This is a genomic window from Arthrobacter sp. GW822-FHT05G07, assembly GCF_058799755.1.
Window position 1 is genome coordinate 193,795 of record NZ_JBXALT010000006.1, and the last position, 23,129, is coordinate 216,923.

A 23,129-nucleotide genomic window follows, 5' to 3' on the forward strand; every position below is an offset into this window, starting at 1 on the left:
GCGGGTCATCCGCGAGGACTACCCTGACTGAACCCTGAATCATCCCTGAGACAGGCGATTTACGTCCCCTCCGTGAGTAGCGTTGTAGGTACATTCAAAACTCACTTGCACACACATGTGCTCCGAGGAGGGAACGCTTCCATGATCGAAGCAAAAGGCCTGACCAAGGTCTACGGCGAGAAGACCGCCGTCGGCGGCGTCAGTTTCACTGTCCAGGCCGGACGGGTGACGGGCTTCCTGGGCCCAAACGGTGCCGGAAAGTCCACAACCATGCGCATGATCATGGGGCTTGACTCTCCTACGGCGGGCTCTGTGACCGTGAACGGTGAGGCGTTCGCCCAGCACAAGGCGCCGCTGCGTGAAATTGGCGCCCTCCTGGACGCCAAGGCTGTCCACACGAGCCGCACGGCTTACAACCACCTTCTTGCCATGGCAGCGACCCACAGCATCCCCAAGAGCCGCGTCCGTGAAGTCATTGAGATGACGGGCCTGAGCGATGTCGCCAAGAAGAAGGTCAAGGGATTCTCACTCGGAATGGGCCAGCGCCTTGGCATCGCAGCAGCGCTGCTGGGTGACCCGCAGACCATCATCCTGGATGAGCCGGTGAACGGCCTCGATCCTGAAGGCGTGGTTTGGGTCCGCAACCTCGTCAAGTACTTGGCCTCCGAAGGCCGCACAGTCTTCCTGTCCAGCCACCTCATGAGCGAAATGGCACTGACGGCAGACCACCTGATTGTCATCGGCCGCGGCAGGATCATCGCCGACGCACCTATCGCCGAAATCATTACGGGCAAGGGCAACGCCCGGACCAGGGTCCGCACCGATCAGCCGGAACGCCTCATGCAGCTCCTGGCCGGCACTGGCGTTTCCGTGGAGGTCCACGAACGCGAACTGCTGGAAGTTTCAGGGCTTGATCCCCGCGGCATCGCCCGTACGGCCCTGGACAACCAAGTGATGGTCTACGAGCTGACACCGCTCCAGGCAAGCCTGGAAGAGGCCTACATGGAACTGACCAAGGACGAGGTCGAATACCACTCGCACATCACCGCCGGGGCCTCGGTTCCCGCTCAGGCCGGAGGGAAATAGACATGAGCACCACCACATTGGACCGCAAGTCCATCCGCAACTCCGTCGGTCCCGGACCGGCATTCCATCGCGTACTCAACTCGGAATTCATCAAGTTCCGTACTCTGATGTCCACGCTGATCCTCCTTGCCTCCACGGCACTGGTCATGGTGGGCTTCGCAGCCCTCTCAGCGTGGGGAACAGGCCAGTTTGCGGAGCAGGCCGCGGCGGATCCCGAAGTCGCAGCAGCCATGGCCGCCCAGGGCGGGGACCTCGCCGTCAGCATCCCCACCTCGGGTATCTCGTTCGCCCAGCTCATCCTCGGTTCCTTGGGCGTCCTGCTCATGAGCTCCGAGTTCACCACCGGCATGGCACGCTCCACCTTTGCCGCCGTCCCCAAGCGGCTCTCGCCTTTCCTGGCGAAGCTCATTGTGGTCATGGTCAGCGCTTTCCTCCTGACAGCGGTGTCCATTTACATCGCGGGCCTGGTGTCGCTTCCCATCGTTGATAACTACGACCTCAAGCTGGACCTTGGCAGCTCACAGTCCATCAAGCTCCTTCTGGTCAACAGCCTCTACGTGGCAGCCGTGGCAGCAATCGGCATGGCCCTCGGAACCATCGTCCGTAACTCGGCCGGCGGCATCATGAGCCTGGTGGGACTCCTGTTCGTTGCGCCTATTGCCTTCCAGCTCATCCCCGGCGACTTCTTCAAGGAAGCCAACAAGTACCTCCCCACGAGCACCATCACGCCCATGACCGCCGTCGAGCATGTCCCGGACACGCTGGAAGCGTGGCAGGCCGCGCTGGTTCTTGGCGCCTGGGTGGTTGTGCCGGTGGCCCTGGCCATGATCCTGCTCAAGAAGCGGGACGTCTAGGACGGGTTGCCGTCTAGGCTCAATTCATGACTGAAGCTCCACAGATGAAGGACGCGTCGGCCACCACGGCCGACGCGTCCTTCGCTGAAATTGCCCAGCGCCGCAGGGGCCGAATACGGCGTTACTTCTTCAAACGGCCCCGCGCGATGGATGCAGTGGTGGTCCTTTGCTACCTTTTGTTGGCGCTGCCCACCATCATTCCGTCGGTCGTCGACGGCAAATGGCTCGTGGTGGCGATACTGCTGTTGATCGCCATCGCGTTGTTCTTCAGGCGCCCGTTTCCGCTTCAGGTGGTTCTCGCTGTCTCCCTTCTGGAAATAGCGGCCACCATCCTGAACCCTTGGGGATCGAATGTTTCCGCAGGTCTATGGTTCGCGCTCTATGCCGTGGCGTCACTCCGGAAGCGTGCGTTGGCGCTGGTGGTTTTCGCGGTAGCCAGCTTGCCTCTGAGCCTGCTCTACCTGTTCATGTGGACGAGTCCCAGCGAGATGGACAACCTGCAGGACGTTCCGGAGAACTTCCACCTCATCAACAACATCGCCACTGCGGTGACCATCATGCTGTCCAACCTTTTGGCCACAGGCATCGGCATTTCGGTGCGCCAGCGCAGGGAACATGAAGCCGAGATTGCGGCGTGGGCCGCGCGAACCACCCAGCTTGGCAAGGTCACCGAGCGCAACCGAATTGCCCGGGAAATGCACGACGTCGTGGCGCACTCGCTGACAGTGATGATCAGCCTTTCGGACGGTGCCGCCGTGGTGGTCAAGAAAGATCCGGAGCGCGCCGGTGACGTGCTCGGAGAACTATCCCGGACGGGAAGGGCCGCGCTGGCCGACATGCGCCGCGTACTCGGCGTTCTGCGGGATGATTCCGGGCGACCGGCACCACTGACACCCCTTGAATCCGGGCAGAACCTGGCGAAACTCTTGGACGGCTTCCGGACAGCCGGACTGCCGCTGCACTACGCCCACACGGGGCCGGGCCTCCCGGCTGACCCGGCCTTCGAACTCACTGTCTATCGGATCGTGCAGGAGTCGTTGACCAACGTCCTGCGCTACGGGCGCTCGCTCAGCCGCGTTGATGTCCAGGTGGCTCGCGATGGTGATTTGGTCACCATCGACGTGCTCGACGACGGCCGCGGAACCCGTGAGGGCGGCAGCGAATCCGTGGGCAGCCTGGGGACCGGGCAGGGAATCGCTGGAATGAATGAACGTGCCGGAATCTATGCTGGAATCGTTACTGCCGGACCAGGAAAACGGGGAGGTTGGGCAGTCCATGCCGAGCTCCGCTGGAACGGCGAAAAGGGGGAATCATGATCGAAGAAGTCATCAAAGTGCTGCTGGTGGACGATCAGCCGCTGCTGCGGATGGGCTTCCGGCTCATTCTTGAAGGTGAAGAGGACGTCCATGTGGTGGGCGAGGCTTCGGACGGCATCGAGGCTGTTCGCCAAGTAGAAGCCCTGCAACCTGACGTCGTTCTGATGGACGTCCGCATGCCCGGCATGGACGGCATCGAGGCAACCAAGCAGATCACGGATTCAGGCTCCGACGCGCGGGTCATCATCCTGACCACGTTCGACCTCGATGAGTACGCCTTCAGCGGGCTGCAGGCGGGGGCGTCCGCGTTCCTGCTCAAGGACGTTGCCCCCTCTGAGCTGGTTCACGCGGTGCGCTTGGTGGCCAGTGGCGATGCCGTGGTGGCCCCGAGAGTCACGCAACGGCTGCTTGAAACGTATGTACGCGGTGGCGTCGTGCCCGGTCACTCGCCCACATCGCACCGCGACCCGCTCTTGGACGAACTTACCCCGCGGGAAACCGAAATCCTCACCACCATCGCGGAGGGCCTCTCCAACGCTGAGATTGCCCACAAGTTCTTCCTCTCGGAGGCCACGGTGAAGACCCACGTCCGCCGGATCCTGAGCAAGCTGCAACTGCGGGACCGGGTGCAGGTTGTGGTCTACGCCTACGAAACCGGACTCGTGGTGCCCAGCAACCCGGACTACTGAGACATAGCCGCGGCACAGTTTCACCATGTACAACGCACAGGCGCGGCGCGTTTCATGGAGGCATGACAACTCCTCACCCCAACCACGACCGCGGCCTTGAATTCGATCTCTCCACGCTCCTGAGCCGGCGCCGCAGCTTGGGGCTCCTCTTCGGCGCTGGAACGGCAGCAGCCCTCGCAGCCTGCACGCCGGGAACGGGGGGCGGCAGCGCGTCGCCGTCGAGCACTGCCACCGCCAGCGCTACTGCCACGGCGACGGAAACCACGACGGCGGCTGCGTCACCTTCCGCGTCGGCCACGAGCACGGTGACCCGGGCGTTCGCAGAATGCGGAGTGGAGATCCCGGAGGAGACGCTGGGGCCCTACCCGGGCGACGGTTCCAACGGCCCCAACGTGCTCGAGGCTTCGGGAGTAGTCCGTCGCGACATCAGGTCCAGTTTTGGCACGTCCACCACCAAGGCTGAGGGCGTGCCGCTGACAGTTACCCTGACGCTTCTGGACAACGCGAACGGCTGCGCTCCGTTGGCCGGCGCAGCCGTGTACGCCTGGCACTGCGACCAGAACGGCAAATATTCGCTCTACGATTCGGGCTTGGAGAACGAGAACTACCTCCGAGGCGTGCAGGAAGCAGATGCCAACGGCCAGCTGACTTTCAGCACCATCTACCCGGGAGCGTACAACGGCCGCTGGCCACATATTCACTTTGAGGTATTCGAATCCATGAGCAATACGACTGCAGCCGGACAGGTGCTGACGGTCTCGCAGATCGCACTTACTGAGAAGGCTTGCAAGGAGGTCTATGCGACGGCCGGTTATGAATCCAGCGCCAAGAACTTCCCGAATACCACCCTGACCTCGGACAACGTCTTTGGTGACGATGGAGGCATATACCAGCTGGCGACTATGTCCGGTTCGGTCGCGGGCGGTTACACGGCCGCACTGAACGTCACCGTCTAGCCCGGCCGGCAACGAAAGCGGGGCTAGACTCGGGGGCATGCCTTCGAATGCCTCCGCAGCAGTTGACCACATCAAGGACCTGGGCGAGTACGTATCGGCGTCGCCGTCGAGCTTCCACGCTGTGCACGAAGCCGCGCGCCGACTCGACGCTGCGGGCTTCACGGGATTGGATGAACTGCAGCCGTGGGACGGCGGAGCAGGCAAGTTCTACGTGATCCGCGACGGTGCGCTCATTGCCTGGGTGACTCCCGAAAACGCCGGCCCCACCACTGGTTTCAACATCCTTGGTGCACACACCGATTCGCCGTCGTTCAAGCTCAAGCCGAAGCCCACCACCGGTAAGTTCGGTTGGCTGCAGGCCGGTGTGGAGGTCTACGGTGGGCCGCTGCTCAACTCCTGGCTGGACCGCGAACTGCAGCTGGCGGGCCGCTTGGTACTGCGCGATGGAACCCAGCACCTCACGGCCACCGGACCCCTCCTCCGTTTCCCGCAGCTTGCCATTCACTTGGACCGCGGCGTCAACGACAACGGACTCCACCTTTCCAAGCAGCAACACATGAACCCCGTCTTCGGCCAGGGCGACCCAACCGGTGAAGATCTTCTGGCACTGCTTGCCGATCGCGTTGAGGGCGCCACTGTGGACGCTGCCGATATCGGCGGGTACGACGTCGTGGTGGCAGACACGCAGGCACCGGCGGTTTTCGGGGCCAAGAGTGAGTTCTTCGCTTCCGGGCGCATGGATAACCTCTCCTCCACACACGCTGGTTTGGTGGCGTTGGTAGCGCACGCAGCCGATGCTCCGGCAGGGGGCCCGATCGCCGTCCTTGCTGCCTTCGACCATGAAGAGATCGGCTCCAACTCCCGGTCCGGCGCCTGCGGCCCTATCCTTGAGGACATCCTGGTCCGCATCTCCGACGGCCTGGGCGCTACGGTGAGCCAGCGGCGGCAGGCTTTGGCGGCGTCGTTCTGCGTTTCTGCGGACGCCGGCCACGCTGTCCACCCGAACTACGCGGAGAAGCATGACCCCGCAAACAAACCGGTGTTGAACGGCGGTCCGCTGCTGAAGATCAACGCAAACCAGCGCTACGCCACAGACGCGACGGGCGCCGCCGTCTGGGCAAGGCTCTGTGATGAGTCTGACGTTCCGTACCAGGAGTACGTCTCCAACAACGATCTCCCGTGTGGTTCCACCATCGGACCCCTCACAGCTACACGCTTGGGCATCCGGACGGTGGATGTGGGGATTCCGCTGCTGTCCATGCACTCTGCGCGGGAGTTGTGCGGTGTAGAGGATCCGAAGAGCCTTTCGACTGTTGCGGAGCTTTTTTTCCGTACTGCCGTCTAGGCTGAAGCGTCAAACACTCATTTCAGGGGCATGACAAAAGTTTCCTATAAGAAACTTTAGATGCCTTGAGGGTTACATTTTGTGCACGGCCCCTGTTTGAGGGAGTGCAAAATGTTCGGGTGCACAGGATTCGGTGCGGTGGCGCAGGCTAGCGTGAACTAGTCATGTGGCCAGTGGCACACCACTGCGGCCAACCCCAAACCTAAAGGACGGCGCCGATCCATGCACGCTGACCAACAGCTTTCCAAGTCCCTGAAGCCACGTCACCTCTCCATGATCGCCATCGCCGGCGTCATTGGAGCTGGCCTGTTCGTAGGCTCCGGCGCTGCCATTCAGCAGGCCGGCCCGGGCATCCTCGTGGCTTACCTGGCTGCAGGCCTCGTGGTCATCCTCGTCATGCGCATGCTTGGTGAGATGGCTGCGGCCAACCCCGAAACCGGATCCTTCTCCACCTACGCCGACAAAGCCCTTGGCCGCTGGGCCGGATTCAGCATCGGCTGGCTCTATGCCTGGTTCTGGATCATCGTCCTTGGCATCGAAGCTACGGCCGGTGCCGCCATCATGCACCGCTGGGTTCCCGGCGTCGACCAGTGGATCTGGGCCCTTGTGCTCATGGTGCTCCTGACGCTGACCAACCTCGGCTCCGTGAAGTCCTACGGTGAGTTCGAGTTCTGGTTCGCATCCATCAAGGTGGCCGCAATCGTCATCTTCCTGCTGGCCGGAATCGTTGCCATCCTTGGCTTCATGCCGGGCGTTTCGGCACCCGGCGTCGCCAACCTGCTGGATCAGGGTGGCTTCATGCCAAACGGTCCCGGCGCAGTTCTTGCGGGCATCCTCGTGGTGGTCTTCTCCTTCTTTGGCGCCGAAATAGCCACCATTGCCGCCGGCGAGTCCGAGAACCCGGTGGACGCCGTCAAGAAGGCCGTGAAGTCCACGGTGTGGCGCATCCTGATCTTCTACATCGGCTCCATTGCCATCGTGGTGACCCTGCTGCCTTGGAACGACGCCTCCGTGGCCAAGAGCCCCTATGTTGCTGTCATCGAGCTCTACGGAATCCCGGGTGCCGGCACCATCATGGACATTGTTGTCCTCACCTCGGTGCTCTCCTGCCTCAACTCGGGCTTGTACACCGCCAGCCGCATGCTGTTCTCGCTCTCGCAGCGCGGCGACGCTCCCAAGTCCTGGATGAAGATCTCCAAGCGTGGGGTTCCGGCCGCGGCCGTGCTCGCTTCCACCGTGGTGGGGTTCCTCACCGTTGGCGCGAACTACATTGCCCCGGACTCGGTGTTCCTGTTCCTGGTGAATACCTCGGGTGCCATCGCGCTCTTCGTGTGGTTGGTCATCGCGACGTCCCAGCTCATCCTGCGCAAGCGAATGGGTGCGGCCGCCAAGGAGCTCGACCTCAAGATGTGGTTCTTCCCGTACCTCACATGGATTGCCATCGGCGCCATCGTGGCACTCATCATCGGCATGGTCATCATCGAATCCACCCGCGAATCGCTGTTCCTGTCGCTGGCGTTGGCCGCGGTTGTAGTGGGCATCGGCGTGCTTCGCTACCGCAATAAAGGCAACACGCCCGCCACTCCGGTGCTTGGCGGGGAAGCCGAGCGCGCCAAGATCGGTTCCTGACCGCCGTCGCCTTTTCTGCAGCGGGACAGCCGCCGTCATTGCTCGACGGCGGCTGTCCCGTTTCGCTTTATTGTTTGGCTTGCTCATGGCGTTTCTTGTCGGCCTGCAGGATGCCGTCCCGGACGCCTGCACGAACCACGAAGTACAGAAAATAGAGGGCGATCGCCGAGAAGACGACCGTCAGAACCAGGGCATTCAAGGGTGTTGCACCCATGGCCCCAGCCCTAGCGGGAGGCTTTCACGGCCTCAGGAATCCACGGATTGCCATTCTTCGTGTTAGTGTCTTTGACGCTGTCAAGGAGAAAATGGAAACATGTTCTCCTGATCACCTTGCGCGGGTGGCGGAATGGCAGACGCGCTAGCTTGAGGTGCTAGTCCTCGAAAGGGGGTGGGGGTTCAAGTCCCCCTCCGCGCACAAAGAAACCCCCGGAAGTTGATCTTCCGGGGGTTTTGTCGTTCCTGGGTACTAGCCGCCCGGCCCGGGGCGGCCAGCCCTCAGCCGCCAGCACTCAGCCGCCCGGCCGCGGCGCGAACATGATGACGCCTACGCCCACGATGCAGATGGCGGCGCCGATCACGTCCCAGCGATCCGGCCGGAAGCCGTCCATCAGCATTCCCCAGCCGAGTGATCCGGCAATGAACACGCCGCCGTAAGCCGCGAGGACCCGGCCAAAGTGCGCGTCGGGTTGGAAGGCCGCGAAGAAACCGTAGATTCCCAGCGCCACCACGCCGAGTCCTGCCCACCACCACGCTTTGCCTTCGCGCACGGCCTGCCAGATCAGCCAAGCTCCGCCGATCTCTGCGACGGCTGCCAAAACGAAGAGAATGGTGGTCTTCAGAACGGTCATAGCCCCAGTATTCCGTGCTGCCCCACCAGGTTATCCACATACGTAATCTGGCTGGTTCCTCCCACGGATCCCGCCGAATAGCTTTGAGTGCAGGAGATGCACTAAGATATTGAAGTCTGTGTTACGCCCTCTTGCCGTGTTTTCGGCCGGGGAGCGCCAACGCAGCATCGCAAATGAACCTCCTGTTACGGAAATACCGTAACCGCTTAGCCCAAAGGAGGTGGGTTCACATATGCGTCCTTACGAATTGATGGTAATCATCGACCCCGAGGTCGAAGAGCGTACCGTAGAGTCGTCGCTTCAGAAGTTCCTCAATGTCATCACCACCGATGGTGGAACCATCGAAAAGGTAGACATCTGGGGCCGTCGCCGTCTGGCGTACGACATCAAGAAGAAGTCCGAAGGTATCTACGCCGTGGTGAACTTCACCGCAGCACCGGCTACCGCCAAGGAACTTGATCGCCAGCTGTCTCTCAACGAGACGATCATGCGCACCAAGATCATCCGCCCTGAAGACCAGAAGGTCGTTGCTGAGTAATCAGCCCCTTTCAGGTCTTTACCCCGCAGGAACGAACAAGGAGGCAGTAGATGGCAGGCGAAACCACTATTACGGTCATCGGTAATCTCACCAATGACCCCGAGCTGCGGTTCACCCCGTCTGGCTCAGCAGTAGCGAACTTCACCATCGCTTCTACTCCCCGGACCTTTGACCGCCAGTCCAATGAGTGGAAGGACGGGGAAACCCTGTTCCTCCGCGCATCGGTATGGCGCGAAGCAGCCGAGAACGTGGCCGAGTCCCTCACAAAGGGCATGCGCGTCATCGTTTCCGGCCGTTTGAAGAGCCGTTCTTACGAAACAAAAGAAGGCGAAAAGCGCACCGTTATTGAGCTTGAGGTCGACGAAATCGGCCCCAGCCTGCGTTACGCAAACGCCAAGGTCAACCGTACCCAGCGCTCCGGCGGTGGCCAGGGTGGCTTCGGTGGCGGTAACGCCGGTAATTCCGGTGGCTTTGGAGGTGGCGCTCCTGGTGGAAACCAGGGTGGCGGCAACTCCGGTGGAACCTGGGGCGGCAACCAGCCCGCACAGCAGCAGGATGACCCTTGGGCTACGCCCGGTGTCAGCAATGCTGGCGGTTGGGGCAACGGCCCGGATTCCGAACCTCCCTTCTAAACACCAAATAAACGTCCGACGCCGGACGCTCACCGGAACTGCCGAAAGGCACCATGGTGACAACCGCCGTCGAACACCACCATCCCGTGGATCAATATCCACGGGCTCCATAGAAAAGGAGCTCCACGATGGCTAAGGCTGAACTCCGTAAGCCCAAACCAAAGTCCAACCCCTTGAAGGCCGCTGACATCACTGTCATCGACTACAAGGACGTAGCATTGCTGCGCAAGTTCATCTCCGACCGCGGAAAGATCCGCGCTCGTCGCGTCACTGGCGTTACCGTTCAGGAACAGCGCAAGATCGCCCAGGCAATCAAGAACGCCCGCGAAGTTGCTCTGCTGCCTTACTCCGGCGCTGGCCGCGGCTAAGGGAAGGGATTAACTAACATGGCAAAGCTCATTCTGACCCACGAAGTAACCGGTCTCGGTGCTGCTGGTGACGTTGTGGAGGTTAAGGACGGTTACGCACGTAACTTCCTGCTGCCCCGCGGCTTCGCTCTGACCTGGACCAAGGGTGGCGAGAAGCAGGTTGAGTCCATCAAGGCTGCCCGCGCCGCTCGTGCGCACGCTTCTGTTGAAGCTGCACAGGCCCAGGCCCAGGCTCTGTCCTCCAAGAAGGTCAAGCTCGAGGTGAAGGCCGGCGAGTCCGGTCGTCTCTTCGGCACCGTCAAGCCTGCTGATGTCGCTGCTGCTGTTGAGGCTGCTGGCCTCGGCGCCATCGACAAGCGCAACGTTGAACTGCCGAACCACATCAAGTCTGTCGGTTCGTACACGGCCAACGTTCGCCTGCACGAGGATGTTTCCGCTGTTATCGACCTCGAGGTCGTTGCAGCAAAGTAGTCTCTGACTGCACCTGAAGACCCCCGCTACCGGATTCCGGTGGTGGGGGTCTTTTTGCTGCCATCTCGGCGCGAGATCTATGGGGTGTGAAACTCCTCCATAACGTGCTTATAGCCAGCACGGATCATCTCGGCCAGGATCTCCCGGTCCACGTCGTCCAGCTTGTTCACGTACAGGCACGCGGCACTGGCCTTGTGCTTGCCCAATTCCGGGAGCAGGCGGTCCGCGTCCGGACCCTCGGTGAGCCCGTACAGCACCAGGCTGGCCTTGCGCGGTGAAAAGCCGACGGCGGCGGCGTCACCTTCGCGGCCGCTGTGGTACTTGTAGTGATAGCTGCCGAAACCAACGATGGACGGGCCCCACATGACGGCTTCCTTGCCGGTGATGTTGCGCATCATGTCCAGCAGCTCAAAGCCGTCCTCGCGCCGCTTGGGGTGCTCCACCGCGGCCAGGAATTCTTCCACGGGGACGTCCGTGGGCTGGGTCTTGTTCTCTGCCATACGGGTAGTTTCGCAGACGCGGGGCGGGCGTACCAGCACGCGGTGATAGCCTTCTGCGGTGACTTCAGAAGCCCCGCGCATCCGCCCCTTCCACCAAGTGGACGTCTTCTCCGAGGTCCCGTACCTCGGCAATCCGCTCGCGGTGGTCGTCGATGCTGAAGGCCTCAGCACGGAAACGATGCAGCACTTCGCCAACTGGACCAACCTCTCCGAGACCACGTTCCTGCTCCCTCCCACCCACCCCGAAGCGGACTATAAGGTTCGGATCTTCACGGGCAGCGAGGAGTTCCCCTTCGCCGGACACCCCACGCTGGGCTCCGCGTACACGTGGCTGCAGGCCGGGGGAGTGCCTAAGACTGACGGCGTCCTGGTTCAGGAGTGCGGCGCGGGTTTGGTGCGGGTAAAGCACGACGCCGGCCGCTTGGCTTTCGCTGCGCCGCCGCTGACGCGCTTCGGCCCTGTGGACGACGATGTCCGGGCGCAACTCGTTGCCGGCCTGCGGCTGCCCGAGGATGCCCTGCTGGATGCGTCGTGGCTGGTCAACGGACCCACGTGGATCGGCGTGCTTCTGGGTTCAGCGGAACAAGTCCTGGCCATTGAGCCGGACCTCGTTGCCATGGGTGACCTCAAGGTGGGGGTGATTGGCCCACATGAGCCGGGTGCCGCCGTCGACTTTGAAGTCCGTACGTTCATTCCGGGCGATGCCATGGTGGAGGATCCGGTGACGGGCAGCTTCAATGCCGGCGCGGCCCAGTGGCTGATTGGCAGCGGCCGGGCGCCTGATGAGTATCTAGCCGCTCAAGGTACCGTCCTGGGCAGGGCCGGGCGTATTCACGTCCAGGCTGAAGCGGGCGAGACATGGGTTGGTGGAGCGTCGGCTACCTGCATCGAAGGCACGGTCCTCCTCTAACCACGGCTAGATTCGCTTGGGGCGTGTCAGCACCACCACCAGGAAGATTCCGGCACTGAGGACCGCCTGAATGATGACCAGGGACGCCGGCACATAGCCGAGGTACAGCGCCAGCAGCAGCGGAACCATGGCCAGGACGGTGACGTCCAGCCCGCGCATCAGGGAGCCCAGCTGGGCCCGCGGAACCGGGCCGAACGGCGTTTCCACCGGAGGTGCGGTCCAATCCGGCGGGGTCCTCGTGGCTGCGCGGAGCGTCCCAGCGCCCATGCCGACACCCGCCAGGACACCGACTCCTATCAGCCAAGGATTCGCCGCGCCCAGGAGAACCAAAAGCCCGCTAAGCACGGCCATCCACGCAGCCATTGCCAAGCAAGGCATGAGTGTCCGGCTTGTCCTTACCAGCGCCGGATGCAGCGGCAGCAGCGCGTCGAGCTCAGGAACCAGCGCCGTCTTGCGGGCTACGCTCCCCAAGCCCGAAGCCGTGGCGCATCCGGCGATCACTATGACGGCCAACTGTGCGACCTCGGGCAGTCCGCCTTCCACGAGAAGTATTGCGTTGCAGGCAGCGAGCCAAAGAATGGGCGGCGCCAGCGGGGGATTGAGCCTGAGGAAGGCCACCACATCGGCGCGGATCAGCGCCCACAGCGGGCCGCGCGCAGGCTGGGCGTAGAAGCTGGCTGCCCTGCCGCCGTCGACCCTTCTGCGGTTGCCACCAAGCGCACGCAGCACCTCATTGGAGTCTATCATGAAAAGTGACGCGCCCGCGTGACCGGCCACGGCGCCGCCGCGAACCAGCTCGTCACCCTTGACCTGACCGGCTCGCGGCGCAACTACGGCAAAGAGTGCGACGGCGGCGACGCCCACCAGCGCTGCCGGCCACGGGGAGGATGGCATCGCTGGAAGGACAGAGCATGTAAGAAGCGCAGCCGTCGCAATTGCCTTGCCAAGTCGTGGACCCAGTAAAGCAAGTTGCTGGATCCCTGCCATGGCTACCGCTATAGCTCCGGCTGCGCCGAAGGTGAGCGAAGCGAAGACGTGTTCCATGGGTGCGCGGTCAACAGCGGTCACCATGCTGAAGGGCAGGTAGATAACGCCAGAGCCGGCCGCCGTCAGCGCCACCTTGCGAGCGAAGGGTGGCAGGACCATGGGGCGGCGGTCAACGGGAAGCGTCAGCCACCAGGTGCTCTCTGCTCCGTTCACGGTCATCGGTCCAAGCTTCCGTGCAAGGTTGCCGATGACCAGGAGGACCGCGAACGTCACGGATGTCCACAACACCGCTTCCGGCAGGACGAGCCATTGTGCGCGGATGATGCTGTTGGCCGTTGATGCCCGTTGAGCAATCTCGTTGCGCAACGCCAGGACGAACGAGGCCGCAATGGTCAGGGATACACCAATGCCGAGCGCCCAACTGTAGGCATCAACAAAGAGGTCTCCCCACGAGGTCCGGCTGCGTTTGTACCTTTTGGCGCTCCGGCGGGTGAACCGGACAATCTCGGAGGCCAATTCCCGGTGCTGCGGGGAAAATTCACGGGTGAGCATGTCAGGACCCGGCAATGATCGAAGCCCCCTGCTCTGGATCGAACTCCAGAACTTCCTCGTCAATGACCAAACACGTGGTGGCCGTAGCCAGCAGCAGCTGGGGATCATGGGTGACCAGCACTACTGCGCCGCCGTCCTTGGCGTGGTCCGCTATGCGTTCGCCCATGGCTACCCGCATCCGCTGGTCGAGCCGCTGTTCGGGCTCGTCCAGAATCAGGAGCGACGACGGGCGGATCAGTCCGGCGGCAAGCAGCAACCTGCGGCGCTGGCTGGAAGACAAAGCATCGGGGATCGCATGGGCCCTGCCCAGGAGCCCGAAGAACTCCAGCTCTTCTTCGACGCGCGCCTCTGGGTCCTCCAGGGAGTGCCCACGGGCGATGAGGAGCAAATGTTCCCGAACAGTGAGGGACGGAAAGAAGAGATCATCATCGAAGACAGCGGAGACCTGCCGGCGGAACGGTACGGCGTCCGGATCGATGAGGAGACCATGGACCTTCACGTCTCCTGCCAGAGAGGCCTGCCGTCCAGCGATGGTCCGGGCTACCGTGGACTTTCCTGCTCCGTTCACGCCCACAATTCCCAAGACTTCACCCGCGTCCACCGACGCAGAAACTTCGCCGCAGACCGGAGCCCCGGCGTACCCAACCAACAGGCCTTCGGCCTCCAGAACTGTCCCCATGGTGCAACCCTACCGGCGGGATTGGCGCCACCCCACTGCAGCGTTTAGCGTGAGTCCTATGTCAGTATCCGATGCTTCCGCGAAGGCCAACGGCAACCCTTTGCTTGTCCTGGGCAAGATCACCTCCATCTTGGATGCCTTTTCCTTGTCCAAGCCGGTGCTGCAGTTGGCTGATATCCGAGAGTTCACCGGCATGCCCACGTCCACAGTGCAGCGGCTGGTCACGAATCTGACATCGCAGGGTTTCCTTGACCGCGAGGGCGACGCCTACCGCATCGGCATGCGGATGGCGTACTGGGCGGCTCCTGCAACCCGGGGCATGGAGGTTGTGGACATCCTGAGTCCTTTGCTCAAGACCCTGAGGGATACCACGGGCGAAACGGCCTGCTTCTTCAAAGCCGAGCAGCACTACCGGGTGTGCGTCGCCATGGCCGATACCCATCACGCGCTGCGTCGCGAGATGCATCTGGGCAAGATCGTGCCGCTCCACGCAGGTTCAGCGGGCAGGGTACTGCTCGCTTGGTCCCCGGAGCTGATGGAAGCTGTCCTGCGGGACCCCTTGGAATCCATCACTGACTACACCATCACCAGCTCCGAGGAACTTGAGGCAGCCGTCAAGAAGACCCACGCGGATGGTTTCGCCATCACGGTGGGTGAGCGGGAAGACGGCGCGTCCGGCCTGTCCGCACCGGTTTTCGACTCCGCCGCGGGCTTGGTGGGGGCCGTGACCATCAGTGGACCGACGCTGAGAATGCCATTGGAGACGTGCGAGGCCTGGGTTGAACCCCTTCTGGCGACAGCTGAGCACATGACAAGGCTGATTGGTGGCCGGTTCCCCGGCGAGAGCTGAATCTACAACCGTAGGGAGAATGCAATGTCTGAGAAACATCCCACCGTGGATGCTTATATCTCAGCGCAGCCTGAGCCAACTCAGCAGGTCCTCCAGGAGGGGACGCTGAAGTTTCCACTGGCCAAGCCGATTCCGTACAGCCTGATGGGCAAAGTTGCTGCACAACTCGCAGCAGAGAAAAAGATGAGGCACTGATGAGGGACTTCGAAACCTTGGTGAACGAGGCTGCCGAAGCCGACGTGACAGGCTGGGGATTCCACTGGCTGGATGGGAGGGCCACCGAAGAAAGGCCGCCTTGGGGATTCGCAAAATTGCTGGCCGGTCGACTTGCCACAGTCCGGAGCGCCCTTGATCTTGATACCGGTGGGGGAGAGGTCCTCTCGGAGGCCGGCGAATTTCCCGAACGTATGTCTGCCACTGAGGGATGGCCGCCCAACGCACGGCGCGCTGTTGAAAGGCTCGGTCCACGCGGGGTTGAGGTGGTTGAGGTGACCGCGGACGCACCGTTGCCGTTCCCTGACGAGTCATTCGAGTTGGTCACAGCCCGGCACCCCGTTCGTCCGGACTGGGATGAGATCCACCGAGTATTGGCCCCCGGCGGCCACTATTTCGCCCAACATGTTGGCCCGGCGTCGGCGTTTGAACTCATTGAGCACTTCCTCGGTCCGCTGCCGCAACAACGGAAGGGCCGCGACCCGCAGGCCGAGTCAGCGGCAGCGGAAGCTGCCGGCCTGACCATAACTGACCTCCGCACGGCCCGGTGCCGGATGGAGTTTTTCGACGTCGGCGCTGTGGTGTGGATCCTGCGCAAGTGTGTGTGGTGGGTGCCCGACTTCTCCGTGGAGGGCTATCGTGACAGACTCAAGGAGTTGGATGAACAGATGAGAGCTGGCCGCCCCTTCATCGCTCACTCCACCCGGCACCTGATTGACGCCCAGCGAATTGGGTAGAGGTTAAAAGGGCGCACCTAGGAGGAGCACGTATGGATTCTGCACGGACTTTCGAGTCGATTGTCATCATCTTCAATCCCAACAGCACCGGGGACGCGCCTGAGCTGGCGCAGCAGTTGCATGGCAAGCTCAAGGAGCTGCTCACGTACCAGCCCGAAATCACCCTCCAGCCCACGGAGCACGCCGGGCACGCGGTGGACTTGGCGCGGGAAGCGGCCTCAAAGGGCGGCGATGTTCTTGTGGTTTCCGTCAGTGGAGATGGCGGCTACAACGAGGTTGTCAACGGTGTGATGCAGGCCGACAACCCGCGGGCCGTCGCAGCAGTACTGGCCGCGGGCAATGCCAATGACCATAGCCGGATTATCGGCACCAAGCCCCTTGAAGAGGCCATTGCCGAGGGCCGGGTTCACAACATTGACCTTCTCCGCATTCATACGGGCCAAAAAGAGAATGAGCCCCTTGAATACGCACATTCTTATATCGGATTTGGCCTCACCCCGGTGGTGGCCACTGAGCTTGAAAAGGGCAGCAAGGGCGCGCTGAAGGAGATGGTGACGGTCATCAAGTCCTTCTCCGAGTTCCAGCCCTTCGCCATTCGCCAGTCTGATGGGAAGCGCCGCAAGTTCGACAGCCTTGTCTTCGCCAATATCAATGAGATGGCTAAGTACGCCACGCTCAGTGAAGCAGAGGACCACCCGTCTGACGGAAAGTTTGAAGTCATCGTCTTTCCGCACATGCCCAAGTGGCGCGTTCTTTTGACGGCCCTCAAAGCCACTACGCAGGGGCTGGGCGATCAGCCGAGCGTGAGCAGCTACGAATTCACCACGCTCAAGCCGCTGCCGTACCAAATGGACGGCGAGGTGAAGAGCGTGGAAGCCAACGTCAAGGTCACTGTGGAGAGCGCTCCTCAAGCCTTGGCTACCCTTGGTTAGGCCCGCTTAGCCCGCCCCGGCGCAGGCTGAGGTGACGAAGTCGTAGATCTTGCCTCGCAACTCATTCGACGCCGCAATCTTCAGCACGCCTTGCCGTTCGCCCACAGTGATCCTCAGCGGCAGGAGGGTTCCCACCTTGTCTTCAGCCACAGCATGAGGATCACAGCGGGCTGGTCGGATGGTCAGCGGCAGTTCCTGCTTCACCATGCCCACCGCGACGTTCCTGGGCCAAGGGGCAGTGGGGGATTCCGCCAGTAACGTGGTTCCGTCGATCGATTCAATGGTCAGGCTTTGAGCCGCCCCTCCCGTGCGTGGCGTGATGACAAGGCGCACGACGGCGGTGCGACCGTCTGCGGCCACTTCCAGTTCCGGGTCCAAAACTATGGTGGCGACGGCGGTTGCTTCCGTTGTGGTGCACAGCTCGCTGGCGTTCCTGGTCAGGACGCCGAAGGGATCGGAAGCGCTGGCGTACTCCTCCGCGAGTTCCTTGCCCGGTTCTGAGTAGCTGATCCGGGCCTCCGCTTCTCGGCTCGAATCTGTAGATGACGTCCCACATGCCGCAGCCGGCAAGGCCGCAGGAAGGCTCTTGGGCTGGCGGGGTGGCAACTCAAGGCTGCCCTCCGTGGGCTCCCAGGTGATGTCGCCTTCAAACAGCGTGGAGCGCAGTCGGGCCCCGGTCACGGTCAGTGGCGAATCCGTAGTGTTGGTGAGCTGAATCTGGATGGCTTGCTTGCCGTATTGGTCCCTGGACTGATTGATCTCAACAGTGATGGGGCCTGCATTTCCGGTGGTGGGTTGCGGTTCTGAGTCAGGTGAATTACACCCAGCAAGGAGCGGCAGGGCGAGAACTACGGCCATGCCTACCGCGAAAGAACGCCACCCTCGGCACACCATGCGATCAGTGTAGGGGCGCAGGCAAGCAGCCGGTACCCGAAGCGTTTTTGATGTCGGCCCCATCACGTAGAGTCACCAATTATGAGATCCGCCCATGAAAGAAAAAGCGAAAGGCAACACTGATGTCCTTCCAGGCCTACCTTGACGCCATTGAAGACAAAACCGGGCTTACCCCGCGGCAACTGGTTGAAATCGCGGACGCCAAGGGCTTCAAGGACCCGTCGGTGAAGGCGGGGACCATTCTTGAATGGCTCAAAGCCGATTACGATCTTGGCCGTGGCCACGGTATGGCGCTTGTGCATGTCATCAAGAAGGGCCCCAAGATCGAGAGTAAGCATGTAGGAACGGATGGGACGCACCGGGACGAGTCGGACACGCTTTGGTTGGACGGCAAGGCCAGCAAACCGGCTACTTGATGCGAGAGTGGCGGGCCAACACTAAGCATGCTTAGCTTGGTCTTAAGTTACTTCCAGATGAGCACGCTGAGAGGAATACCATGTCCACCGTGACGCAGCTGTTCAAATCCCCCGCCACTGACATCTGGAAGGTCATCGAAGACGGCTGGCTCTATCCGGGCTGGGTTGTGGGTGCCTCGAGGATCCGCGCCGTGGACGACCAATGGCCACAAGTGGGCTCAAAGCTGCACCATTCCGTAGGCTCGTGGCCTTTCCTTATCGATGACAGCACCAGCGTCACCGCCATGGAAGCGGGCCGAAAGCTGGAGCTGCTTGCCCGGGGCTGGCCCATGGGCGAGGCCAAGGTGCTGATCACGCTGGAGGACCTTGGAGGCTCCCAATGCCGCGTCTCCATTGCCGAAGACGCAGTGCGCGGCCCGGGAAAAGTGGTCCCCAAAGCCCTTCGGGATCCCATGATCTCAGTACGAAACCGCGAGACCCTCAGGCGCCTGGAACTTATGGCTGCGGGCGGGGCCGGAAGGACAAACTAACAACCAGAACTAAAGCGACGCGATTGCCGTGCCCGCAGCCCGCATGGCGTCAACGTCGGTTGCCACCATGACGTCCGCAAAGTTCAGTGCATAACTGCCCAGGTCCTCGTGAACAGACCCCACCACTGCCACCACCGGAACTTCCCGTCCTGATTGACGCACACGCTCCAAGATGGCCGAAATGATCTTTCCCTCTCCTGTCTGCGAGTCTAAACGCCCCTCACCCACCACCACGATTTCGGCAGTACCCAGCAAGGAATCGAAGTTGGCGGCATCCAACACGGCGTCGGCGCCGGATACCAGTTCGGCGTTGAAGTGCGCCCACAGCCCGCCGGACAGCCCACCCGCAGCGCCGGTACGGGGGACGCCGGAAGGGTTGCGCGGAAGTAAGGGAGCCAGGCGCTCCAAGCGCTCCTCCAACAAAAGGACCGTGGCTGGATCCGCGCCCTTCTGCGGCCCGAAGACCCGCGCGGCCTCCAAGAACGTAGTGGTGACGTCCGAAAGAACGGTCAGGCGGGCGTCGCCAAGCCCACCGTTTTCGGTGATTGCCCGCACAGCGCCTGTACCTCCGTCGGTGGTTGCCGAACCACCCGCAGCCACCAGGATGTGCTTTGCTCCGAGGTTGACTGCCGCGGAGATCAGGAGCCCGGTGCCATAGGTGCTGGCCGACATCGCGTCCTGCGGAGTAGTGCGCGCGGCCGACAACCCGCTAGCCTGCGCAACCTCGACGACGGCGGTTCCGTCCGCGGCCAGCCCAAGTATGGCCCGCAGCGGCTCACCCCAGGAATTGACGACGTCGACACTCACCGGAGAGGCGCGAAGGCTGCGGCAGAGCGCCTCGAAAGTCCCCTCGCCGCCGTCGGCGACGGGACGCTGCGTAGCCGAGCCGCCGCCGTCGTGAATTCCTGCCGCGATGGCCGCCGCCACCTCTGCTGCCGTGTATGTTCCCTTGAAACTGTCCGGGGCCACCAGTATGGTCATGCTCGCGAAAGCGGGTTGACGGGATGGAGCGGCAAGCGGCCTTCGGCGATGGCGATCGCGTTGAGGGCGCTGAGCCTGGCCATTTCGGCGCGGACCGGCACGGTTGCGCTGCCCACGTGAGGCAGGAGGACCGTGTTGCGGAGTTTGGCAAGGCCGGCCGCGAGTCGAGGCTCGTCCTCGAACACATCCAAACCAGCCCCGCCGATCACTCCGTTGCGCAAGGCTTCAACCAGCGCCGACTCGTCCACCACAGGGCCGCGGGCGGTGTTTATGAGGATGGCGTCGGACTTCATGCGGCCCAAAACATCTGCGTCCACCAGGCGCCGGGTCTGCTCGTTGAGGGGGACGTGCAGGGACAGGAAATCGCTGCGCTCCACCAGAGAATCCCACGGTACCTGCCGGACCTTGCCCGCGAATTCGCCGAGTTCCTCATCGCTAACCGGCCGGTCGCCGGGCGGCCGTGGTGAGAAGAGCACTTCCATGCCGAAGCCCAGGGCGCGTCGGGCAACGGCGCGGGCAATCCTGCCGAATCCGGCCAAGCCAAGCACAGCACCGGAAACGTCCCGGCCCAGCATGAACTCAGGTTCCCACCCAAGGAATTTCCCATCGCGGACCACACGGTCCGATTCCACCACGCGGCGTGCGGTGCCGAGGATCAGCAGCATGGCAACGTCCGCCGTCGCATCTGTCAGGACACCCGGGGTGTTGCCCACCAGGATGCCGTGCCGGGTGGCGGCGTCCACGTCGATATTGTTGTAGCCCACTGCGTAGTTGGAAACACCCTTCACCCGGGCCTTCGCCAGCAGCGGTTCGTCAATGACGTCGCGCAACTGGGTGAGCACTACGTCGTAATCGCCGGAGGCGCACAGCGCGGCGAGCGTCGCGTAGTCCGGTGGGTCCGGCAGTACGGTCACCTGACCGGCGTCGGACAGCAACTGCAGGCCGGGCTCGGGAATGGCTGTGGTGACCAGGTAGTGGATCCCCATGCCTAGTTGCCTCCTGTGGCGGAAGGCTGGGCGGATGGCATGACCCAGTCAAAGGCCTCAGCCTTGGAACGCGCGCCTTGGGCAGCCTTGGAGCGGTTCGGTTCGCCCAGTTCCGCCAACAGTTTTTCCGAAAGCACTACAAGTTCGCCGAAGACATCCGGGGTCAGCCACTCGGGACGTGTTGCGAAAAGAATGTCTTCGCTGGAGGTGTTGCCGCTCGCGCCGGGTGCGAACGGGCAGCCGCCCAGTCCACCGAGGGCACCGTCCACCATTACGGCACCGGCCTGGATGGCGGCAAGAGTGTTGGCCACGCCCAGGCCCCAGGTGTCGTGGCCGTGATACACGATCCGGCGTGCAGGGGACTCGTCCCGGACCCGGATGATTAGCCGGGATACCTGCGCTGGCACTGCCTGTCCAAGGGTGTCGCAGATGACGATGTCCGTGGTGCCCTCAGTGCGGGGATCGTTGGCGATCGAAAGAATGCGCTCCTCCGGAACGTAACCCTCGAACGGGCACGTGAAGGAGGTTGCAATGCACAGCTGGATCTGGCCATTTACTGCGCGGGTGTACTCAATAGCCTCGGGCAAGGCGGCCAGGCTCTCATCAGTGGTGCGCCCGATGTTCGCCTTGTTGTGCGAATCCGAGGCGGACAGGCAGTACTGGAAGTTGCGGGCACCAGCGGCTGATGCCTTCGCGACGTGACCGGGAGTGGCTACCCAGATCCAGCACTTGTCCAGTTCCTCGGGGGTGAGGGCTTGGACCACTTCCAGCGTGTTCGCCATGGTGGGGACCAAGTCCGCGCGGGCCATGGAGCCGAGCTCGATGGCCGGCACGCCCAGGCGCAGCAGCTCACGGACTGTCTCGATCTTCTGCTCAGTGGGCAGGAGTTTGCCGGTCAGTTGGAGTCCGTCACGCAGGGTGACGTCCCTGAGGATGGCGTTGCCCAGCGTGGCAGCAAGGGGGCTTTCAAAGCGGTTCATGGTCGGAGGGCCTCCTCGCGGCCTGAGGCCGCATTGATCTGCGTGGCATCCATGTTCAGGAGCCCGCCAAGGATTTCTTGCGTGTTTTCGCCCAAGTCCGGGCCCAGGTTCCGGATGGGCAGGGACTGGTCCCCGATCACTGGAACAATGCCGGGGAATCCGACGCCGGGAAGGATTTCCTCGCCAGTGGAAACGTCGAACTTCTGGATCATGTTGCGGGCGGCGTACTGGCTGTCCGTGCTGATGTCCGCCGCGGTGTAGATGGGTCCTGCGGGAACACCGGCGGCTTCGAGGGATGCAAGGGCTTCGGCGCCGGAAAGCGTGGCGGCCCATTCGCCGATGGCCTGATCCAGTTCTTCACGCTTGGCCCAGCGCCCGGCATTTGTCTGCAGGGAAGGGTCTTCCGCCAAGTCCGGACGGCCGATGGTTTGCATGTACCGCTGGTAGATCGAGTCACCGTTCCCGGCCACCACGATGCTCGCACCGTCCTTGCACACGTACGCGTTGGAAGGAGCGATGCCCTCCATCCGGCCACCCACACGTTGCCGGTCCACGCCGTAGGCCTGGTAGTCCGGAATCAGGGATTCCATCATGGAGAACATGGCCTCATTCAGCGCGACGTCGATGATGCGCTCGGTGAGCGGAACAGCACCAGCCGAGTCCCGGCGTCGTGCTTCACGCTGGTACAGGCTCATCATGGAACCGAAGGCGGCGTACAAGCCCGCAATCGAGTCTCCAATCGAGACGCCCACGCGAACCGGCGCGCGGTCCGGGTCACCCACCAGGTTCCGGAACCCTCCGTAGGCTTCGGCGACGGCGGCGAAACCGGGCCGCTCGGACAGCGGGCCCGTCTGCCCGAAGGCAGAGATGCGGGTAACGATGAGGTCCGGGTTCGCTTCGTTGAGGACTTCGGGGCCCAGGCCCCACTTTTCCAGGGTGCCGGGGCGGAAGTTTTCCAAAAGGATGTCGCACTTGGCCACGAGCTCCAGCACTGCCTGCTTGCCGGCCTCGGTCCGGAGATCAAGGACCACTGACTTTTTGTTGCGGTTCAGGGTGCGGTACAGCATGGACGTGTTGCCTTTGTGCAGGCGCCAGTTGCGTAGTTCGTCGCCGGTTCCCGGCCGTTCCACCTTGATGACCTCAGCTCCGAAGTCGGCGAGTAGCCGGCCGGCCGTAGGTGCGGCAATGTAATTGCCGAGTTCCAGGACCCGGACGCCGTCCAGAGGGGCGATTGTTTGGTGTGTCATGGT

At 62.6% G+C, this 23,129-nt stretch carries 28 protein-coding genes and 1 tRNA gene; 19 read left to right on the forward strand and 10 right to left on the reverse strand.

The annotated features are described in order from the left end of the window. Positions 1 to 141: 141 nt before the first annotated feature. The 7 genes from AC1RJY_RS11945 (at position 142) to AC1RJY_RS11975 (ending at position 7,875) form a co-directional block, all read left to right on the forward strand. On the forward strand, positions 142 to 1,086 hold the full coding sequence (locus AC1RJY_RS11945; RefSeq protein WP_498602361.1) for an ABC transporter ATP-binding protein: 945 nt from the start codon (positions 142 to 144) through the stop codon (positions 1,084 to 1,086). Positions 1,087 to 1,088: 2 nt separating this feature from the next. Further along, entirely contained in the window at positions 1,089 to 1,940 is an 852-nt protein-coding gene (locus AC1RJY_RS11950) for an ABC transporter permease (RefSeq protein WP_011776763.1), read from the forward strand. Between the two features lie 26 nt (positions 1,941 to 1,966). Beyond that, on the forward strand, positions 1,967 to 3,256 hold the full coding sequence (locus tag AC1RJY_RS11955) for a sensor histidine kinase (protein ID WP_043806456.1): 1,290 nt from the start codon (positions 1,967 to 1,969) through the stop codon (positions 3,254 to 3,256). Beyond that, positions 3,253 to 3,945: a response regulator gene (locus AC1RJY_RS11960; protein WP_011776761.1), complete on the forward strand. Its 693-nt coding sequence runs from the start codon at positions 3,253 to 3,255 to the stop codon at positions 3,943 to 3,945. The genes AC1RJY_RS11955 and AC1RJY_RS11960 overlap by 4 nt, the downstream gene beginning before the upstream one ends. Before the next feature lie 62 nt (positions 3,946 to 4,007). After that, the gene (locus AC1RJY_RS11965) at positions 4,008 to 4,901 is read left to right on the forward strand and encodes an intradiol ring-cleavage dioxygenase (protein ID WP_498602362.1); all 894 of its coding nucleotides are present in this window, start codon (positions 4,008 to 4,010) and stop codon (positions 4,899 to 4,901) included. A 37-nt stretch (positions 4,902 to 4,938) separates the two neighbouring features. Beyond that, positions 4,939 to 6,246, forward strand: coding sequence for a M18 family aminopeptidase (locus AC1RJY_RS11970; protein WP_011776759.1), 1,308 nt, complete (start codon positions 4,939 to 4,941; stop codon positions 6,244 to 6,246). A 222-nt stretch (positions 6,247 to 6,468) separates the two neighbouring features. Further along, the gene (locus tag AC1RJY_RS11975; protein WP_011776758.1) at positions 6,469 to 7,875 is read left to right on the forward strand and encodes an amino acid permease; all 1,407 of its coding nucleotides are present in this window, start codon (positions 6,469 to 6,471) and stop codon (positions 7,873 to 7,875) included. A 67-nt stretch (positions 7,876 to 7,942) separates the two neighbouring features. Here the strand turns inward: AC1RJY_RS11975 and AC1RJY_RS11980 are convergent, their stop codons facing one another. Then, the gene (locus tag AC1RJY_RS11980) at positions 7,943 to 8,089 is read right to left on the reverse strand and encodes a hypothetical protein (protein ID WP_011776757.1); all 147 of its coding nucleotides are present in this window, start codon (positions 8,087 to 8,089) and stop codon (positions 7,943 to 7,945) included. A gap of 118 nt (positions 8,090 to 8,207) precedes the next feature. Between AC1RJY_RS11980 and AC1RJY_RS11985 the strand changes: the two genes are divergently transcribed. Further along, a tRNA-Leu gene (locus tag AC1RJY_RS11985) sits at positions 8,208 to 8,290 on the forward strand. 94 nt (positions 8,291 to 8,384) lie between these two features. Here the strand turns inward: AC1RJY_RS11985 and AC1RJY_RS11990 are convergent. Beyond that, a complete protein-coding gene (locus tag AC1RJY_RS11990; RefSeq protein ID WP_014923317.1) occupies positions 8,385 to 8,723 on the reverse strand; it encodes a YnfA family protein in 339 nt (112 codons plus the stop codon). Between the two features lie 232 nt (positions 8,724 to 8,955). Here AC1RJY_RS11990 and rpsF point away from each other — a divergent pair, with 232 nt between their 5' ends. From rpsF to rplI, 4 genes are all read left to right on the forward strand, one after another. Beyond that, on the forward strand, positions 8,956 to 9,261 hold the full coding sequence (rpsF, locus tag AC1RJY_RS11995; protein ID WP_011776755.1) for a 30S ribosomal protein S6: 306 nt from the start codon (positions 8,956 to 8,958) through the stop codon (positions 9,259 to 9,261). A gap of 50 nt (positions 9,262 to 9,311) precedes the next feature. Further along, positions 9,312 to 9,893, forward strand: coding sequence for a single-stranded DNA-binding protein (locus AC1RJY_RS12000; RefSeq protein ID WP_011776754.1), 582 nt, complete (start codon positions 9,312 to 9,314; stop codon positions 9,891 to 9,893). 128 nt (positions 9,894 to 10,021) lie between these two features. Further along, positions 10,022 to 10,261 (forward strand): 30S ribosomal protein S18, encoded by a 240-nt coding sequence (rpsR, locus tag AC1RJY_RS12005; protein ID WP_003800144.1) that lies wholly within the window; start codon positions 10,022 to 10,024, stop codon positions 10,259 to 10,261. Positions 10,262 to 10,279: 18 nt separating this feature from the next. Beyond that, positions 10,280 to 10,732, forward strand: a complete 453-nt coding sequence (rplI, locus tag AC1RJY_RS12010) for a 50S ribosomal protein L9 (RefSeq protein WP_011776753.1) — start codon at positions 10,280 to 10,282, stop codon at positions 10,730 to 10,732. A 77-nt stretch (positions 10,733 to 10,809) separates the two neighbouring features. Here the strand turns inward: rplI and AC1RJY_RS12015 are convergent, their stop codons facing one another. Continuing rightward, positions 10,810 to 11,232: a DUF1801 domain-containing protein gene (locus tag AC1RJY_RS12015; RefSeq protein ID WP_498602363.1), complete on the reverse strand. Its 423-nt coding sequence runs from the start codon at positions 11,230 to 11,232 to the stop codon at positions 10,810 to 10,812. A gap of 58 nt (positions 11,233 to 11,290) precedes the next feature. On the opposite strand from AC1RJY_RS12015, the gene AC1RJY_RS12020 reads away from it, so the two are divergent. After that, on the forward strand, positions 11,291 to 12,142 hold the full coding sequence (locus tag AC1RJY_RS12020) for a PhzF family phenazine biosynthesis protein (RefSeq protein WP_498602364.1): 852 nt from the start codon (positions 11,291 to 11,293) through the stop codon (positions 12,140 to 12,142). Between the two features lie 6 nt (positions 12,143 to 12,148). On the opposite strand, the gene AC1RJY_RS12025 is transcribed toward AC1RJY_RS12020, so the two are convergent. Both AC1RJY_RS12025 and AC1RJY_RS12030 read right to left on the reverse strand, forming a co-directional pair. Continuing rightward, positions 12,149 to 13,681, reverse strand: a complete 1,533-nt coding sequence (locus AC1RJY_RS12025; protein WP_498602365.1) for a DUF6297 family protein — start codon at positions 13,679 to 13,681, stop codon at positions 12,149 to 12,151. 1 nt (position 13,682) lies between these two features. Further along, positions 13,683 to 14,360, reverse strand: coding sequence for an ABC transporter ATP-binding protein (locus AC1RJY_RS12030; protein ID WP_498602366.1), 678 nt, complete (start codon positions 14,358 to 14,360; stop codon positions 13,683 to 13,685). 58 nt (positions 14,361 to 14,418) lie between these two features. On the opposite strand from AC1RJY_RS12030, the gene AC1RJY_RS12035 reads away from it, so the two are divergent. The 4 genes from AC1RJY_RS12035 to AC1RJY_RS12050 are packed head-to-tail and all read left to right on the forward strand — an operon-like array spanning position 14,419 to position 17,092. Then, positions 14,419 to 15,210 carry an IclR family transcriptional regulator gene (locus AC1RJY_RS12035; RefSeq protein ID WP_011776748.1) on the forward strand — a complete coding sequence of 264 codons (792 nt, stop codon included), beginning with the start codon at positions 14,419 to 14,421 and terminating at the stop codon, positions 15,208 to 15,210. 24 nt (positions 15,211 to 15,234) lie between these two features. Further along, positions 15,235 to 15,405: a hypothetical protein gene (locus AC1RJY_RS12040; RefSeq protein ID WP_014923310.1), complete on the forward strand. Its 171-nt coding sequence runs from the start codon at positions 15,235 to 15,237 to the stop codon at positions 15,403 to 15,405. Next, positions 15,405 to 16,160, forward strand: coding sequence for a class I SAM-dependent methyltransferase (locus AC1RJY_RS12045; protein ID WP_210065275.1), 756 nt, complete (start codon positions 15,405 to 15,407; stop codon positions 16,158 to 16,160). The genes AC1RJY_RS12040 and AC1RJY_RS12045 overlap by 1 nt, the downstream gene beginning before the upstream one ends. A gap of 32 nt (positions 16,161 to 16,192) precedes the next feature. Next, positions 16,193 to 17,092, forward strand: a complete 900-nt coding sequence (locus AC1RJY_RS12050) for a diacylglycerol/lipid kinase family protein (protein ID WP_011776745.1) — start codon at positions 16,193 to 16,195, stop codon at positions 17,090 to 17,092. Between the two features lie 6 nt (positions 17,093 to 17,098). On the opposite strand, the gene AC1RJY_RS12055 is transcribed toward AC1RJY_RS12050, so the two are convergent. Further along, positions 17,099 to 17,950 (reverse strand): hypothetical protein, encoded by an 852-nt coding sequence (locus tag AC1RJY_RS12055; protein ID WP_498602367.1) that lies wholly within the window; start codon positions 17,948 to 17,950, stop codon positions 17,099 to 17,101. 158 nt (positions 17,951 to 18,108) lie between these two features. Between AC1RJY_RS12055 and AC1RJY_RS12060 the strand changes: the two genes are divergently transcribed. After that, positions 18,109 to 18,402, forward strand: coding sequence for a DUF4287 domain-containing protein (locus tag AC1RJY_RS12060; RefSeq protein ID WP_498602368.1), 294 nt, complete (start codon positions 18,109 to 18,111; stop codon positions 18,400 to 18,402). Positions 18,403 to 18,482: 80 nt separating this feature from the next. Further along, positions 18,483 to 18,932 (forward strand): SRPBCC family protein, encoded by a 450-nt coding sequence (locus AC1RJY_RS12065; protein ID WP_011776742.1) that lies wholly within the window; start codon positions 18,483 to 18,485, stop codon positions 18,930 to 18,932. Positions 18,933 to 18,941: 9 nt separating this feature from the next. Here the strand turns inward: AC1RJY_RS12065 and AC1RJY_RS12070 are convergent, their stop codons facing one another. From AC1RJY_RS12070 to AC1RJY_RS12085, 4 genes are read right to left on the reverse strand one after another with little or no spacing between them, the layout of a single operon-like run. Further along, positions 18,942 to 19,913, reverse strand: coding sequence for a glycerate kinase (locus AC1RJY_RS12070; RefSeq protein WP_498602369.1), 972 nt, complete (start codon positions 19,911 to 19,913; stop codon positions 18,942 to 18,944). Then, complete coding sequence (locus AC1RJY_RS12075; RefSeq protein WP_498602370.1) at positions 19,910 to 20,899, reverse strand: 2-hydroxyacid dehydrogenase; 990 nt, start codon at positions 20,897 to 20,899, stop codon at positions 19,910 to 19,912. Before AC1RJY_RS12075 ends, AC1RJY_RS12070 begins: the two co-directional genes overlap by 4 nt. Positions 20,900 to 20,901: 2 nt before the next feature. Continuing rightward, positions 20,902 to 21,879 carry a hydroxymethylglutaryl-CoA lyase-like TIM-barrel protein gene (locus AC1RJY_RS12080; protein WP_498602371.1) on the reverse strand — a complete coding sequence of 326 codons (978 nt, stop codon included), beginning with the start codon at positions 21,877 to 21,879 and terminating at the stop codon, positions 20,902 to 20,904. Further along, the gene (locus AC1RJY_RS12085) at positions 21,876 to 23,126 is read right to left on the reverse strand and encodes a CaiB/BaiF CoA transferase family protein (RefSeq protein ID WP_011776738.1); all 1,251 of its coding nucleotides are present in this window, start codon (positions 23,124 to 23,126) and stop codon (positions 21,876 to 21,878) included. The genes AC1RJY_RS12080 and AC1RJY_RS12085 overlap by 4 nt, the downstream gene beginning before the upstream one ends. Between the last annotated feature and the right edge of the window lie 3 nt (positions 23,127 to 23,129).